The sequence below is a fragment of the Streptomyces sp. IMTB 2501 genome (genome assembly GCF_001953885.1).
Lineage (GTDB): Bacteria > Actinomycetota > Actinomycetes > Streptomycetales > Streptomycetaceae > Streptomyces.
Window position 1 is genome coordinate 61,923 of record NZ_MQUS01000009.1, and the last position, 15,494, is coordinate 77,416.

Here is a 15,494-nt window from a genome sequence, read left to right on the forward strand (position 1 = left end):
TTCTGCCCTCGGCAGAGTCCCGTACCGCCGCGCGCCCCGAGCGGGCACGATCGCCGGCATGAGACTTCTGGTGCTGGGCGGTACGGAGTTCGTGGGACGGGCGGTCGCCGAGGCCGCGGTGGCGCGCGGCTGGGAGGTGACCGTCTTCCACCGGGGACGGCACCAACCCCCGTCCGGGGTGCGGTCGTTGCACGGTGACCGCACCGCTCCGGACGGCCTGGCCGCCCTCGCCGCCGACCCGGGCGGCTGGGACGCCGTGATCGACACCTGGTCGGCCGAGCCGCGCGCGGTGCTCGCCGCGGCACGGCTGCTGCGGGGCCGTGCCGGGCGGTACGTGTACGTCTCCAGCCGGTCGGTGTACGCCTGGCCCTGGCCCAGCGAGGGCGGGCCCGCCGAGGCCGGGGCGGTGGTGGAGGGCGCCGCCGCCGACGCGGGGCCGACGGACTACGCCCGCGACAAGCGGGGCGGCGAGCTGGCCGCCGTCGAGGCCTTCGGCGAGCGGAACTCGCTGCTGGTGCGGGCCGGGCTGATCCTCGGCCCGTACGAGAACGTGGGCCGGCTGCCCTGGTGGCTGAACCGGATCGCCCGGGGCGGCCCGGTCCTCGCCCCGGGCCCGCGTGAGCTGCCGGTGCAGTTCATCGACGCCCGCGACCTGGCCGGCTGGCTGCTCGGGGCGGTCGAGCGGTCGCTGAGCGGGCCGTACGACCTGGTCGGCCCGCCGGGGCACACCACCATGGGTGAGCTGCTCGACACCTGTGTCCGGGTCACTGGCGCCGGCGCCGAACTGCGCTGGACCGGCCCGGAGATGATACTGGCCGCCGGGATCCAGCCCTGGACCCAGCTGCCGGTGTGGGTACCGCCGGACGACGAGCTGTACGCCGCCGCCCACCGCACGGACGTCTCCCGGGCGCTGGCCACCGGCCTGGTGTGCCGGCCCGCCGCGGAGACCGTCGCCGACACCTGGCACTGGCTGACCGGGATCGGCGGCGAGCCGCCCCGACGCCCGGACCGCCCGCCCGTCGGCCTCGACCCCGAGACGGAAACGGAGGTGCTGGCCGGGGCCGGGGGTGTACCTGGCACCACCCCGGAAGAGGCGACTTCGGACGACTGACGCGTACAGGGCCGTCGGCAAGACTGGCCGCATGAACATCGACACGAAGAGAGACGGCTTCCGCACCCTGGCCGGGGAGACGCTGCTGGCCGCCGTGCGGGGACTGGTGCTGGCACTCGTGGTGCTGCCGTGCGGTGTGGCGTTTCTCGTCCTGACCCTCGTCTCCGTCGCGCTCGTCCCGCTCGGCATCGGGCTCGTCACCACTCCGGCGGTCCTCACTGGTGTACGGGCTCTCGCGGACGCCCGCAGGAGGCTCGCGGCGGAGTGGTGCGGGATCCGGATACCGGCGGTGTACCAGCCGCTCCCGAAGACCGCCGGCCCGTGGACGCGCACGGTCGCCCTGCTCCGGGACCCGCAGGTGCGGCGGGACCTGCTCTGGCTGCCGGCGGACATGACCGCGGGCTTCGTCACCGCGCTGCTGCCCGCCGTGCTGGTGTTCTTCCCGGTCGAGGGGTTCCTGCTGGCAGCCGGGCTGTGGCGGGCGTACGTGCACGGTCCGCACGACACCTACTGGTACGCCTTCGTGCCGGTGACCGGCCAGGCGAGCGCCTTCGGCGCGGCCGCGCTCGGCGCCGTGATCCTGGCCGCCGGCCGGCGCCTCACCCCGCGGCTGCTGACCACGCACTTCCAGCTCACCCGCGCCGTGCTCGGCGGCGACGCGGAACTCGCCGAGCGGGTCCGGGTGCTGACCGAGACCCGGCGGGACGCCGTGGACACCTCCGCCGCCGAACTGCGCCGCATCGAGCGGGACCTGCACGACGGGGCGCAGGCCCGGCTGGTCGCCATGGGCATGGACCTGGGCACCATCGAGATGCTGGTGGAACACGACCCGGCGCAGGCCAAGCGGCTGCTCGCCCAGGCCCGCCGGAACTCCGCCGAGGCCCTGGAGGAGCTGCGCGACCTGGTGCGCGGCATCCATCCGCCGGTCCTCGCCGAACGGGGGCTTGGCGACGCCGTACGGGCGCTGGCACTGCGGCTGCCGCTGCCGGCCGAGGTGAGCGTGGAGCTGGCGGGCCGCGCGGACGCGCCGGTCGAGTCGGCGGCCTACTTCGCGGTCAGCGAGGTGCTCACCAACGCCGTCAAGCACTCCGGCGCCGACCGGATCTGGGTCGACGTGCACCACACCGACGGGCGGCTGCGGATCACGGTCACCGACAACGGCAAGGGCGGCGCGGCGATCGGCGCCGGGTCGGGGCTCGCCGGGGTCGAGCGCCGGCTCGGTACATTCGACGGCGTCCTGGCCGTCAGCAGCCCCACCGGCGGTCCCACCCTGGTGACGATGGAGATCCCGTGCGCGTTGTCCTAGCCGAAGACCTCTTCCTGCTGCGCGACGGGCTGGTCCGGATGCTTCAGGCCTTCGGCTTCGAGATCGCCGCCGCCGTCGAGTCCGGCCCCGAACTCACCCGGGCACTGGCCGAGTCGGAGCCGGACGTGGCCGTGGTCGACGTGCGGCTACCGCCCACGCACACCGACGAGGGCCTGCAGTGCGCGCTCGCGGCCCGCAAGGCGCGGCCGGGGCTGCCGGTGCTGGTGCTCTCCCAGCACGTGGAGCAGCTGTACGCGCGCGAGCTGCTCGCGGACGGCACCGGCGGGATCGGCTATCTGCTGAAGGACCGGGTCTTCGACGCCGAGCAGTTCATCGACGCCGTACGGCGGGTCGCGGCCGGTGGTACGGCGATGGACCCGCAGGTCATCCAGCAGCTGCTTGCCCGGCGCGCGGCCGACGACCGGCCGCTCGCGGGCCTGACCCCGCGCGAGCTGGAGGTACTGGAGCTGATGGCGCAGGGCCGGTCGAACGCGGGCATCGCGGCCCAGCTGGTGGTGACGGAGCGGGCCATCGCCAAGCACACCTCCAACATCTTCGCCAAGCTGGGCCTGGAGGTGTCGGACGACGACAACCGGCGTGTCCTGGCGGTCCTCGCCCACCTCGACCGGGACCGGTGACCGGAATCGGCGTGACCTGCCAACTCCCCTGTTTCTGCGAGTAATTTGTGAGACCGGTGAACAACTCTGAGGCGGTGTCCGTATGGAAGGGCGCCGCTTCACTCCTGTCGGGCGCCCCGATGCTGCCCCGCTCGCAAGGAAGTCAGAGGAGTTCCATGGGACGCAACACACGAAAACGCCGTACGCCGCTGGCCACCAAGGCCATAGCCGCATCGGCGGCCCTAGCGCTCGGTGGGGGCGGGCTGATCTGGGCGAACTTCTATGCCTCCGCGCACGAGTCGAACAACCAGACGTGGGGAGGCAACCAGACGAAGGCCGCGACGGCGCAGGTCGCGACGATCTCATGCCCGGACGTCCAGCAGAAGCTGACCAACGTGCCCTGGCGGGCCCGCCAGGGCGTGGCGACCGAGCTGGCCAACCTCGACAAGCAGATCACCGAGGCCTACACCCGGCTCGCCTCCACCCGGGACGCGCAGTCCAAGGACCCGAGCTTCGTGCAGAACGCGATCGTCGGCCCTCTCAAGGACAAGCGGGCCGCGACGATCGACCGGATTCGCATCGACATCCAGCGGGTCGGCGGGTCGGTCAACGGCTGGCTGTCCCAGCTCGCCGCCTGTACGACCCAGACCGCCAACCAGACCACCGCCGGGGGGCAGCAGCAGAACAACGGTGGTCAACAGCAGAACAACGGCGGACAGCAGCAGAACAACGGCGGTCAGCAGCAGGGTGGCCAGCAGCAGGGCAACAACGGTGGCCAGGGCGGTGACGGCCCGGCCGCGGCGGACTTCGTGGACATCACGAAGGTCGCCCCGAACGTCCAGGGCAAGCCGCAGAATCAGCAGAACGCCTCGACCGGCACGTTCATCACGCGCTGCGGCGTGAACGCGAACCAGAACCACAACAGCGACAACGTGATCGTCGCCCCCGGTGTGACCAACGGTGCCCACCACGTGCACGACTACGTCGGCAACCAGAAGGTCAACGCGTTCTCCAGCAACCAGACGTTCCTGCAGGGCGGCACCAGCTGCCAGAACCGCAACGACCTGTCGGCGTACTACTGGCCGGTCATCCGCGAGCAGGACGGCACCCAGGAGAAGGACGCGAACGCGGACGGCGGTGGCAAGGACCTCAACGTCGGCAAGATCCTGGTCGCCCAGCAGGCGCAGATCAAGTACGTCGGCAGCCCGGCGAGCAAGGTCGTCGCGATGCCGCAGTTCCTGCGGATCATCACCGGTGACGCCAAGGCCTTCGTCAACGGCCCGGGCAACGCCAACGCGCACTGGAGCTGCACCGGCTTCGAGAACAAGGTGCAGCTGACGGACAAGTACCCGATCTGTCCGCAGGGCAGCCAGGTGGTGCGCTCGTTCGCCTTCCAGAGCTGCTGGGACGGCGTGAACATCGACAGCGCCAACCACCGCACGCACGTGGCCTTCGCCGACCCCGCGAGCGGGGTCTGCCCGAACGGCTTCAAGGCGATCCCGCAGCTGACGATGCGCCTCGTGTACAACGTGCCGCAGCCCGTCGTCCAGGCGGACGGCACGGTGAAGAACGCCTACGCGGTGGACGGCTTCCCGGAGGAGCTGCACAAGCCGATCACCGATCACGACGACTTCATCAGCGTCACGACCGGCGGTCTGGCCAACAAGATCGCGAACTGCATCAACAGCGGTCGCAGGTGCGCCTGATCACCTGACGCGGGCCACGAGACGAGGCCGGTGACGGACCCCCCTCCCGTCACCGGCCTTTCCGTGTGTTTCAGCCGCCGTGCATGGAATGGGAGGAGTGATTGGTACCCATCTCCACGTCCCCGCCCAGCGTGCCGCGCAGCGCCTTGACGACGCCGTCGTCGCCGACCGCGACCCACTTGCGGCCGACGAGGTAGTAACCGCCGTAGTCCTTCGCATCGTTGATCCACTCGCGCTGGCCGCGGTCGGTGGCGAAGGTGGCGAGGATGAACCTGCCGTCGCTGTTCGTGCAGATGGCCTGCCGGAGTTCATCGGCGTCGGTCTGCATGTTCGGCCGGCACTTCACCTCGGCGGCCAGGCTCTCCAGGCTGCCGGTCGCGGTGGCCGGGACCGCCTTGGTCTCTCCACCCGCACCGCAGCCCGCCAGCGCCAGTACGGCCGCGGTGGCCGGCAGCAGTCGTGTCACCCTCATCTGTTCCTCCGGTCCTGTGGGCCCAGCATGCCTCAGCTCCTTCGGATACGGCTCCCGGCCACCGCCTGCTCAAAGGTGACGGCCGAAAGGGCGGAATCACCCGTCCGGGGTGACCAACGTCCGGCTCGCTCGTTTTCCCGGACGTGCAGTCACAGGATGTAGCCCAGCGTCACGCCCCCGCCTCCGCCGGACAGCCCGGACCGGTCGACGTCGAGCAGGCCGAGGCCGCGCTCGTCGAGCACTATCCACGGCTGGTCCGGATCGCCTACCTGGTGCTGCCACCCGGACTCGGCCGCAGCCGCCGGGTGCTGACCGCGCACTCCCTCGCCCAGCGCTCCCTGCCCAGCGGCCGGGGGCAGCAGCCCGTGATCCCGGCGCAGGCCTCGGGCGAGGACGGCGACCCCGGGTACGCCTTCCTGCGCGAGCGCGTCCTGACCACGGCCCTGGAGGCGGCCCGGCCCCGCAAGGGCCTGCCCCGGCTCTCCCAGCTGCCGCCGCTGCTGCCCCAGGTGTGGGGCCTCAAGCTGTTCCCGCGCTCCGGCGGCGCCGACGAACTCGCCCTGGACCAGCGGCTGTCCGCCCTGTCCGGCCCGGCCCGCGCCGCCTATGTGCTGCGCGGCCTGGAGCAGCTGTCGGACGCCGAGATCCGGGACCTGCTGACGGCCGCCGGGGTCGACGACCCGGGCGGCGCGCTGGCGCAGGCCAACGGCGTGCCCACCCAGCCCGCGCTGCTGGCCTCCGCCGAGTTCGACCCCTGTCTACTGCAGGCCCGGCCCACGGATCTGATGCGCCGCCGCCAGCACTCCAAGGCCGCGCTCGCCGCCGCCGCGGCGCTCGCGGTGTGCGGGGCGCTGATCTCCCTGCCCGGCGACGGCTGGGGCCCCGACGGCGCCGCCGCGCCCGTCTACGCCGGGAACCCGGCCGCCGAGGCCGCCCTCGACCCGGCCCGGCTGATCCGGGTCACCCCCACCGCCTGGGAGTCCGCCGCCCGCACCGACTTCTCGGTGTGGCCCGCGCGCGGCCAGCTCACCGGAGACTCCGGGCTGCTGCGCCGCGCCCTCGCCGTATGGGCCCGCCCCGGCGCGACGGTCCATGTCTCGGCGACGGTCGGCACCGAGCCCGGCGGCCCGGCCGGCCCGCCCCAGCTGCTGTACGCGGGCCAGGTGGACAACGCCCGCGTGGTCGTGTTCTACGACGGTCTGCGCATCGCCCGGTACGCCGAGCCGGTCGACGGCACCCAGGGCGCGGCCCTCGACTTCGCCCGTGCCGACGGCGCGACCGGCGCCGAGGCGAGCGCGCTGGTGCTGGGCCGTTCCGACGGCAACGTGCAGTATCTGACCGCGCCCTGGGTGCAGAAGGCGGCCTCCCGGAACCTGATGAAGCCGGACTCGTCCGCAACCTCGCTGAAGGTCACCAACGGTGTCACGGCACCGCTGGCCAGCCCCGCGCTGCGCCCCGGCAACTGCACCTCCTGGACGGTGCTCCAGCTGACCGACGCCTCCGGCACCGCTGTCACCACCGACCTGGGCGAGCTGGTGCCCGCCCACCTCACCGTCGGCAGGCCCGGCTCACCCGGCGAGGTGTCCGACGCCGCAGGGCGCGCCGCCTGGGCACCGTTCGCCTGCTCGCTGGCGGCGGAGCGCTCGGTCGGGGTGCGCAGCGTCAACGCCTGGTCGTACGCCGACCAGCCGCTGCCCGACGGCAGCGGGGCGGCCGAGTGGATGTGCACCAGGGCCGAGACCTGGCGCGGCGACGGTACGGGCGCGCTCGCCCAGTTCCGCACGCCGGGCGGACGGTCGGCGGCGGTGGTCGCCAAGGGCACGGATGCGCTGTCCTGCGGGCCGCGTGATCCCCATGTGCTCGCCGGCGTGAAGTGGAAGTCCGCGTCCGGGCACTGGTACCTGCTGGCGGCGGGCGACAAGGACACGGCGTCGATCCATGCGGGGGGCGGGGTCACCGCCGCCGGACAGGGCCAGTTCCTGGTTGCCCGGGCCAAGCAGGGGGCCCGGGCCACGCTGAAGGGCACACTGGAGAACGGTCAGGCGATCAACGGGTTGCAGTAGGACGTTGCTGACATCCGTGTAAACAAGCTCTGCCACGGGGGTTCTCAGCAGGCCTACCCGCCAGTACATTGACGCCATGTCTAACACGCAGGCCCGGGTGCCGCTCAAGGCACGCAAGGTGTCCTTCTCCTGGGACGGCACGCCGCTGCACTGGGTGCCGGGGGATCCGTTCACCACGCACACCATCAACGTGCTGCACCTGCTGCTGCCCGCCGGTGAGCGATGGTTCGTGCACGTGTACAAGCAGGTGCTGCCGTACATACGCGACGAACGGCTCCGCGAGGACGTCATCGGGTTCATCGGCCAGGAGGCGATGCACTCCCAGGCCCATGACGAGGTGCTGCCACACCTGCGCGAGCAGGGCCTCGACCCGACGCCGTACACCGCGCAGGTCGACTGGTTCTTCGAGAAGCTGCTCGGTGACCGGACACTGCCGCCGGGCCGGCCGCGCCGGTGGTGGCTGATGGAGCGGGTCGCGCTCATCGCCGCGATCGAGCACTACACCGCGTTCCTCGGCAACTGGGTGCTCAACGCCGAGGAACTCGACCGGCGCGGCGCCGACCCGACCATGCTGGACCTGCTGCGCTGGCACGGCGCGGAGGAGGTCGAGCACCGCTCCGTCGCCTTCGAGCTGTTCACGCACGTCGACGGCAGCTACAGCCGACGGGTACGGACCTGGGCGACGGCCTTCTCGGCGCTGGTGTTCCTGTGGCAGCGCGGGGCGCGCTTCTTCATGGAGAACGACCCGACCCTCATCGACGGCAGGGCGAGCTTCAAGGACTTCTACGTCCGCGGCAGGCGCGGTCTGCTCCCCGGCACCGGGGACATGGTCCGGTCCATCCCCCGCTATCTGAGCCGCGGTTACCACCCCTCGCAGGAGGGCGACACCGAGCAGGCCGTCGCCTATCTGGCCTCCTCCCCCGCGGCCACGGCGGCGGAGAAGAGGGCCGCCTGATGCCCAGGCTGCGTACTGTCGCGCTCCTCGCGGGCGCCGCCCTGCTGACCCGGCAGGCCCTGCGCCGCCGTATCCAGGTCTCGCCGCTGTGGCCGATGCCCGCGCTGGAGGAGCCCATTTCGGGCCGTCCGCGCTCGCGGGCGCTGCGGCTGCTGGTGACCTCGCACGAGACCGTGGCCGACGGGGTCGTTCAGCTCCGTCTCGAAGGGCCGGACCTGCCCCGCTGGGAGCCCGGCGCGCATCTCGACCTCGTCCTGCCGTCGGGGCTCGTCCGGCAGTACTCGCTGTGCGGTGACCCCGAGGACACCTCCTCGTACACCGTCGCGACCCGGCTGGTCGAGAACGGGCGGGGCGGCTCGCGCGAGGTCCACGAGCAGGTGACGGAGGGCATGGAACTGGAGGTGCGGGGGCCCCGGAACCGTTTTCCGCTGGTCGAGGCCGAGTCGTACGTCTTCGTCGCCGGCGGGATCGGGATCACCCCACTGCTGCCGATGCTGCGGGCACTCCCGGAGAACGCCGAGTGGCGGCTGCTGTACGCGGGGCGCGACAGGGCCTCGATGCCCTTCCTGGAGGAGGTCGAGAAGCTGGGCCGCGACCAGGTGACCGTCGTGGAGGGGCGGCCGGACCTCGACGCGCTGGAGGTGAGCGAAGGGGCCACCGTCTACGCCTGCGGTCCCGAGGGGCTCATGGCGGCCGCCACGGCACGCTTCCCGGACGTCCGTCTCGAACGCTTCACGCCCCGTACGTCGTCCGAGGGCAACACGGAGTTCGAGGTCGAACTCCGGCGCAGCGGGCGGACCTTGACCGTACCGGCCGACTCCACCGTGCTGGCCGCCGTACGCCGGGAACTGCCGGACACCGCCTACTCCTGTGAGCAGGGGTTCTGCGGGACCTGTCAACAGCGGGTGCTGGAAGGGGAGATCGACCACCGGGACGAGCTGCTGACGGACGAGGAGCGCGCCGACTCGATGCTGATCTGTGTGTCGCGGTCCCGGAGCGATCGTTTGGCGCTCGACATGTGAACACCTGCGGCCGGAACCGATCGGTAAGGTGTTCGCATGAGTACCGAGGTTCGCCGCAGGATGGGCGTCGAGGAGCGGCGGCAGCAGCTGATCGGCGTCGCTCTCGACCTGTTCAGCCAGCGCTCGCCCGACGAGGTCTCCATCGATGAGATAGCGACGGCGGCAGGCATCTCACGCCCGCTGGTGTACCACTACTTCCCCGGCAAACTCAGCCTGTACGAAGCCGCGTTGAAGCGTGCCGCGCAGGATCTCGCGGACCGCTTCGCCGAGCCGCGCCAGGGCCCGCTCGGCGCCCGGCTGCTGCGCGTGATGCGCCGCTACTTCGACTTCGTGGAGGAGCACGGCCCCGGTTTCTCGGCGCTGATGCGCGGCGGACCGGCCGTGGGCTCCTCCGCGACCAACGCCCTCATCGACTCCGTGCGCCAGGCCGCCTACGAGCACATGCTGGCGCACCTCGACATCACCGCGGTCCCCCCGCGCCTGGAACTGGTCGTGCGCTCCTGGATCTCCCTCGCCGAGTCCACGGCGCTGATCTGGCTGGACGGCAGGCGTATTCCGCGCAGGGAGCTGGAGATCCAGCTGGTGCACGACTTCGCCGCGCTGGCCGCCGTCAGCGCCGCCTACGACGAGGACATGGCGGGCCTGCTGAAGAAGATGGTCAAGGACGAGCCGGCCGACGGCCACTTGGCGGACCTCGTCGGCCGGCTCATCTCCCTGGGTTTCTAGGGACGGTTACCGGTCGGACTTCTTGAACACCGCCACGGTCCGCGCCGGGACGGTGAACGTGCCGGAGTCGGAGGCGTATGCGGCGGTCCTCACCACCGGGTCGGCGCCTGCGGCCTGCACCGGATGCAGCCGGTACGGGGTCCCGGCCAGGCTGCCGATCTTCTGCTCCTGCCGCTCCGGTGTCGCGTTGAAGACGACGACCAGGTCACCGAGCCGCATGGTGATCACACCAGGCGTCTCACCCTTTCCCGAGAGCGGGAAGGACAGCTCGTCCCGCACCTGCGCGGCCGTCGAGAGCGAGAACGCCTTCTCCGTCGTACGGATCCTCAGCAGGTCCTGGTAGGCGGCCGAGGCGCCGGTGATCTGGTCGCAGCCCACCTTGACCGTGCTCAGCAGCGGCTTGGCGAACGGCCACTTGGACTGGTTGTCGGCCGCCATCGGCAGCCCACGTCCGAAGCCGTTGCCGTCGGCGCAGTTCCAGTGGATGGCGTTGAACCAGTCACCGCTGTCGAAGGAGTTGCGGTCCAGCGACTTCGAGCGCAGCAGGTCGGTGCCCGCCTGGGACAGGGCCGGCCCCTGCGAGAGCCCGGCCGTGGCCATCGCCAGGACCTGCATCCGGGCCCGGTCGGCCGCGCTGGTCCTCGCGGGCAGCTTGTAGGCCAGCGCGTCGAACAGCGACTCGTTGTCGTGCGCGTCCGCATAGGCGACGGCGTCGCCGGGCGCGTCCGCGTAACCGGCGGGCGAGCCGTTGTAGTCGATCTCGGAGCCCTTGGCCTCCTTGCCGTCGGTGTCGGTGAAGGTGAATGACTTCAGATTGCCGCTCAGACCGACCTTGATCAGGTCCTGGTAGTGCAGCAGCCGGGCCTTCTGCTCGGCCGAAGTGCCGTTGGCAGACGAGGAGTTGGGGTCGGTGTAGAGACCGGAGGCGAAACCCTGGACGCCGGGGTCGGAGTCGAAGGGACTGCCGCCGCGCACCGCGTCCCGGGCCCGGTCGGAGAAGGTGGCGATGCCGGTGCCGGCCATGTTCGCCTGCGTGGCCTGCACGAACCGGGCGTCGTTCGCGACCTCGCCGAAGTTCCAGCCCTCGCCGTACAGGATGATCTTCTTGCCGTCGACACCGTCCTTGGCGGCGGTCAGCGCGTCCAGCGCCTTCCTGACCGCCAGGATGTTGGCCTTCGGGTGATGGCCCATGAGGTCGAAGCGGAACCCGTCGACCTTGTACTCCTTCGCCCAGGTGACGATCGAGTCCACGACCAGCTTGCCCATCATGGCGTTCTCGGGCGCGGTGTTGGCACAGCAGGTGCTGTTGGCCACGCTTCCGTCGGCGAGGAGCCGCTGGTAGTAGCCGGGCACGACCTTGTCGAGCACGGAGGTGTCCGCCTGGCCGCTCGCGGCGGTGTGGTTGTAGACGACGTCCATGACGACCCGCAGGCCGTCCTGGTTGAGGGACTGGACCATCCTGCGGAACTGGACCGTACGGGCGGTGCCGTCCGGGTCGGTGGCGTACGAGCCCTCGGGGACCGTGTAGTGGTACGGGTCGTAGCCCCAGTTGTAGGCGTCCTTCGCGGCGGTCTTCGCCACGCACGCCTGCTGCTGGTCGGAGTCGGCCGGGTAGGAGGCCAGGCCGCAGTCGGGCTTCGCCTGGTCGGCCTTCTTCTCGGGGACGGTGGCGAAGTCGAAGGCGGGCAGCAGATGCACATACGACGTGCCGGCCTTGGCCAGCGCGCGCAGGTGCCTGGACCCGTCGCTGTTCTTGTCGGTGAAGGCCAGGTAGGTGCCCTGGTGATCAGCCGGGACGGTCTGGTCGGCGACCGAGAAGTCCCGGATGTGCAGCTCCTGGATCTGCGCGTCCTTCAGCGGTACGGCCCGGGGCTTGTGCAGGCCCGACCAGCCGCTCGGGGCAAGGGACCTGTCGTCCAGGTCGACGACGAGACTGCGCTCGGAGTCGGCGGCGAGGGCGACCGAGTAGGGGTCGGTGACCTTGTTGACGACCAGCTTGCGGACGCTGGGCGCCCAGACCTTCACGACGTACCGGTAGGGCTTGCCCTTCCAGGACGCGGGTCCGGTGACGGACCAGACACCCGTGGTGTCGTCGCGGTGCATGGTCTTGACAGAGCCGTCCAGCTCCAGTGAGACGCTCTGTGCCGTGGGCGCCCACACCGAGAGGGTCGGCTTGCCGTCACGGAAGACCGGCCCGAGCGCGGCCTTCGTGGCACCGGGGTAGAGGTCGTCAAGCACCCCTGCGATCTGAACCCCGGTCGCGGCCAGGACGGCGCCGTTCGCGGCCCGCTGGGAAGCGACCAGCTGGCCCGTCAGCGCGTCGCGCACCCGGTCCCGGTCGCGCGGGTCCACGGACCAGGCCGCGTAGTCCTTCAGATACGGGAACCTCGCCTTCTGGGCATCGGTGAGGGTGGTCTTCTCCAGCCGGATCCAGCGCTCGTCGTCGCTGGTCAGCGTCCCGTCCTTGACGGTGATCGAGCCGCCCGGGGAGGAGAGCAGCTGAGTGGAGGCGGCGCCGTCCACACCGTTCCAGGCGAGGGTGTTCCGGTCGATCCAGACCGCCTTGGAGGTGCTCAGATCGAGGGCGGCCGCGCTGCCCGCCGGCTGGGGCAGCAGATGCTTCTCCTGCCCGTTCAACAGCCACACCTCGTAGCCGTCGGCCTTGAGGTCCAGGGACTGGTCGGCCGGCAGATCCTTGTCGTCGCCCTTGTGGACGATGTAGCTGAGACTGGTGGCACCCGCGGTGAGCGGCACCTCGAAGACCGCGCCATACGCATCAGTCTTCACCGGCCGCAGCGGCTTCGACCAGTCGGTGGGGTTCGCGGCACCCGTCCAGACGTGCAGGCCCCAGCCGTCGTAGTTCCCGTCGGCGCGGTGGTAGTGGATGACCGCCTTGGCCGTGTCCTGCGCGGGATAGGCGGGCTTCTCCGTCAGTACGTCCGGCTTCCCCTGCTCGACCCAGACCTCCCCCGTCCTGGTGACGTCGATGCTCCGGTCGGCGGAGACGTCCTTGGTGCCGTTCTTGTCGACGACCAGGAAACCGACGTTCGAGGCACCCGGCTTGAGCTTGACGTACGCGAAGGCACCCCAGGCGTCCCGGCCGACGAAGGGATGGCCGGCCGGCCAGGTGGTCGCCTCGCCGTCGGCGAGGTCGCCCCAGGCGTACAGGCCCCAGTTGTCGTAGTCGCCGTCGGTGCGCTTGTAGTGGACGACCGCGTAGTCCCGGGAGGAGGCCGTGGGGACCTCGGGCGCGGGCGGGGTGCCACTGGTGCTGCTCGCCACGGCGCTCGCGGTGTGCCCGGCCGAGTCGACGACGACGGCCTTGTAGCGCAGGGCGGTCCCGGCGGGCACGGCCTTGCCGAGGGTCTGGGTGACCTTGTAGGGGGCGTGGTCGGCGGTGCCGAGCACCTGCCACTTGGCGTTGCCGACCTGCGCGGCGAAGACGACCCGGTCGAGCTGTCCGCCCCCGTCGGCGGCGGTGAGCTCGACCGTGCCGGTGGCTCCGGCGGCCGGGGCCTTCAGGGTGATCGCCGGCTCGGCGGCGGGCGGGGCGAGGGCGCCGGCCGCCTTGTAGACGACGGCGGATTCGGCCGGGACGGTGACGGTGACCTTGCGGTCGGCGTCGGTCTTCACCGCGTCCGTGGCGCCGTAGACGCCCCGGTACGCCATGTCGGCGGAGCCGGTCGCGAAGGTCGCCGTCCTCGCCGTGCCGGCGTTGTTGAGGGCGACGACGTACTCCTGCCCGGTCTTGGCGTCGGTGCGGGTGAACGCGTAGATCCCGGCGCCGTCGGCCGCGTACCGCTCGGTCTGGACACCGTCGGTCAGGGCCGGGTCGGCCTTGCGGAGCCTGGAGAGGCCGGCGATGTCCCGGTACAACGGGGCGCCGGTGTCGTAGGAGTCGCTGGCGTGGGTGCGGTCGGTGCCGATCTCGTCGTCTTTGAGGTAGTCGGGGACCTTGGAGGCGAACATGGTCTGGCGGGCGTCCTTGTCGCCGCCGGAGCCGGTGAAGCCCTGCTCGTCGCCGTAGTAGACGACCGGGTTGCCCCGGCTGAGGAACATCAGCTCGTTGGCGAGCTTGTCCTTCCGCAGGATCTCGGCGTCCGTCGCCCTCGGGTTGTCCTGCTGCAGGAAGTACCCGATCCGGCCCATGTCGTGGTTGCCGAGGAACGTGACCTGCTCGTACGCGTTGGCCTTGTCGGTCGTGTACTTCCAGTCGTCGCCGAAGACGCTCGCGAGCCGCTGGGCGCTGCCGCCCTGGGAGGCATAGGCGCGGGCCGCGTCCTGGAACGGGAAGTCGAGGGTGGCGTCGAGGCGGCCCTGGGTGACGTACGGGGAGGTGATGGAGGTGTCGGCGGAGTAGACCTCGCCGAACATGAAGAAGTTCTTACGGCCGTGCTGGGCGGCGTAGGTGTCGAGCGCGGTCGCCCACTGCGTCCAGAACGGCAGGTCGACGTGCTTGACGGTGTCGATCCGGAAGCCGTCGATGGCGAAGTCCTTCACCCAGCGCTCGTAGATCTGTTCCATGCCGTGGACGACCTCGGGACGCTCGGTCCACAGGTCGTCCAGGCCGGAGAAGTCGCCGTAGGTGGTGGACTCACCGGCGAACGTCGAGTCGCCCCGGTTGTGGTACATCGTCGGGTCGTTGAGCCAGGCCGGGACCTTGCTGTCGCTGGTGACCACCGGGGTGTAGGGGAAGGAGGCGCGGGAGACGGCCGGGAACTTCCTGCCGCCGTCGGCGTAGTCGGCGTCGTCGAAGGGCCTGCCGTCCTTGGTCAGGTAGGGGAAGGCGCCCTTGGAGAGGTAGCCGGAGGACTTCTCCTCGTAGTTGACCAGGTCCGCTGTGTGGTTGGTGATGACGTCGAAGAAGACCTTCATGCCCTTGGCGTGGGCCTTGGAGATGAGGGTCTTGAGGTCCTGGTTCGTCCCGAAGTGCGGGTCGACCTGAGTGAAGTCGGTGATCCAGTAGCCGTGATAGCCGGCGGACGCGTTGGCGCCCGTACCCTGCACGGGCTTGTTCTTGAAGATCGGGGCCATCCAGATGGCGGTGGTCCCCAGCCCCTTGATGTAGTCGAGCCGATTCGTCAGGCCCTTGAGGTCGCCGCCCTGGTAGAAGCCCTTGTCGGTGGGGTCGTAGCCGGTGGAGAGGCGGGAGCCGGTGAGGCCGCCCTTGTCATTGCCGGTGTCCCCGTTGGCGAAACGGTCCGGCATGACGAAGTAGAACTGCTCGCGGGTGTCGTCGTGCCGGGTGGGCTGGGCTGCGAGGGCCGCGTCCGAGGGGGGCGCGGGCGGCGCGGGTGCGGCGTGTGCCGCCAGTGGCTGGATCAGTGCGGCGGCGAGGGCTGCGGCGGTGACGGCCGCGGCCCGTCTCGCTCTGCGTATCACGCGGTAACTCCTAGCGAATGCGGCTCTCTTGGGTCCGACCCCGCGTGACCGTATCCCCAACGAAAGCTTTACAGCAAGAGTCTTGAAACTCATAGCAAGAAGTTTCAACGTCAACCTTGACGTGCCCTTCTCAA

10 protein-coding genes are annotated in these 15,494 nt (G+C 70.8%); 8 read left to right on the top strand and 2 right to left on the bottom strand.

The features are described from left to right. Positions 1 to 58: 58 nt before the first annotated feature. The 4 genes from AV521_RS17345 (at position 59) to AV521_RS17360 (ending at position 4,740) form a co-directional block, all read left to right on the top strand. Positions 59 to 1,111, top strand: a complete 1,053-nt coding sequence (locus tag AV521_RS17345; protein ID WP_179023168.1) for an NAD-dependent epimerase/dehydratase family protein — start codon at positions 59 to 61, stop codon at positions 1,109 to 1,111. Positions 1,112 to 1,142: 31 nt separating this feature from the next. Continuing rightward, complete coding sequence (locus tag AV521_RS17350) at positions 1,143 to 2,417, top strand: sensor histidine kinase (RefSeq protein ID WP_076089342.1); 1,275 nt, start codon at positions 1,143 to 1,145, stop codon at positions 2,415 to 2,417. Next, a complete protein-coding gene (locus AV521_RS17355) occupies positions 2,402 to 3,055 on the top strand; it encodes a response regulator transcription factor (protein ID WP_076089344.1) in 654 nt (217 codons plus the stop codon). Before AV521_RS17350 ends, AV521_RS17355 begins: the two co-directional genes overlap by 16 nt. A gap of 155 nt (positions 3,056 to 3,210) precedes the next feature. Next, positions 3,211 to 4,740, top strand: coding sequence for a DUF1996 domain-containing protein (locus AV521_RS17360; RefSeq protein WP_076089346.1), 1,530 nt, complete (start codon positions 3,211 to 3,213; stop codon positions 4,738 to 4,740). 70 nt (positions 4,741 to 4,810) lie between these two features. Here the strand turns inward: AV521_RS17360 and AV521_RS17365 are convergent, their stop codons facing one another. Next, positions 4,811 to 5,212: a hypothetical protein gene (locus tag AV521_RS17365; RefSeq protein ID WP_179023170.1), complete on the bottom strand. Its 402-nt coding sequence runs from the start codon at positions 5,210 to 5,212 to the stop codon at positions 4,811 to 4,813. Positions 5,213 to 5,355: 143 nt separating this feature from the next. Between AV521_RS17365 and AV521_RS17370 the strand changes: the two genes are divergently transcribed. The 4 genes from AV521_RS17370 (at position 5,356) to AV521_RS17385 (ending at position 9,978) form a co-directional block, all read left to right on the top strand. After that, positions 5,356 to 7,275, top strand: coding sequence for a hypothetical protein (locus AV521_RS17370; protein ID WP_076089350.1), 1,920 nt, complete (start codon positions 5,356 to 5,358; stop codon positions 7,273 to 7,275). A gap of 76 nt (positions 7,276 to 7,351) precedes the next feature. After that, positions 7,352 to 8,230, top strand: a complete 879-nt coding sequence (locus AV521_RS17375; RefSeq protein WP_076089352.1) for a metal-dependent hydrolase — start codon at positions 7,352 to 7,354, stop codon at positions 8,228 to 8,230. Then, positions 8,230 to 9,252, top strand: coding sequence for a PDR/VanB family oxidoreductase (locus AV521_RS17380; protein ID WP_076089354.1), 1,023 nt, complete (start codon positions 8,230 to 8,232; stop codon positions 9,250 to 9,252). Before AV521_RS17375 ends, AV521_RS17380 begins: the two co-directional genes overlap by 1 nt. Positions 9,253 to 9,288: 36 nt before the next feature. Next, positions 9,289 to 9,978, top strand: coding sequence for a TetR/AcrR family transcriptional regulator (locus AV521_RS17385; RefSeq protein ID WP_107480939.1), 690 nt, complete (start codon positions 9,289 to 9,291; stop codon positions 9,976 to 9,978). Positions 9,979 to 9,984: 6 nt separating this feature from the next. Here AV521_RS17385 and pulA read toward each other — a convergent pair whose 3' ends face one another. After that, positions 9,985 to 15,360: a pullulanase-type alpha-1,6-glucosidase gene (gene pulA, locus AV521_RS17390; RefSeq protein ID WP_076089358.1), complete on the bottom strand. Its 5,376-nt coding sequence runs from the start codon at positions 15,358 to 15,360 to the stop codon at positions 9,985 to 9,987. Positions 15,361 to 15,494 lie beyond the last annotated feature (134 nt).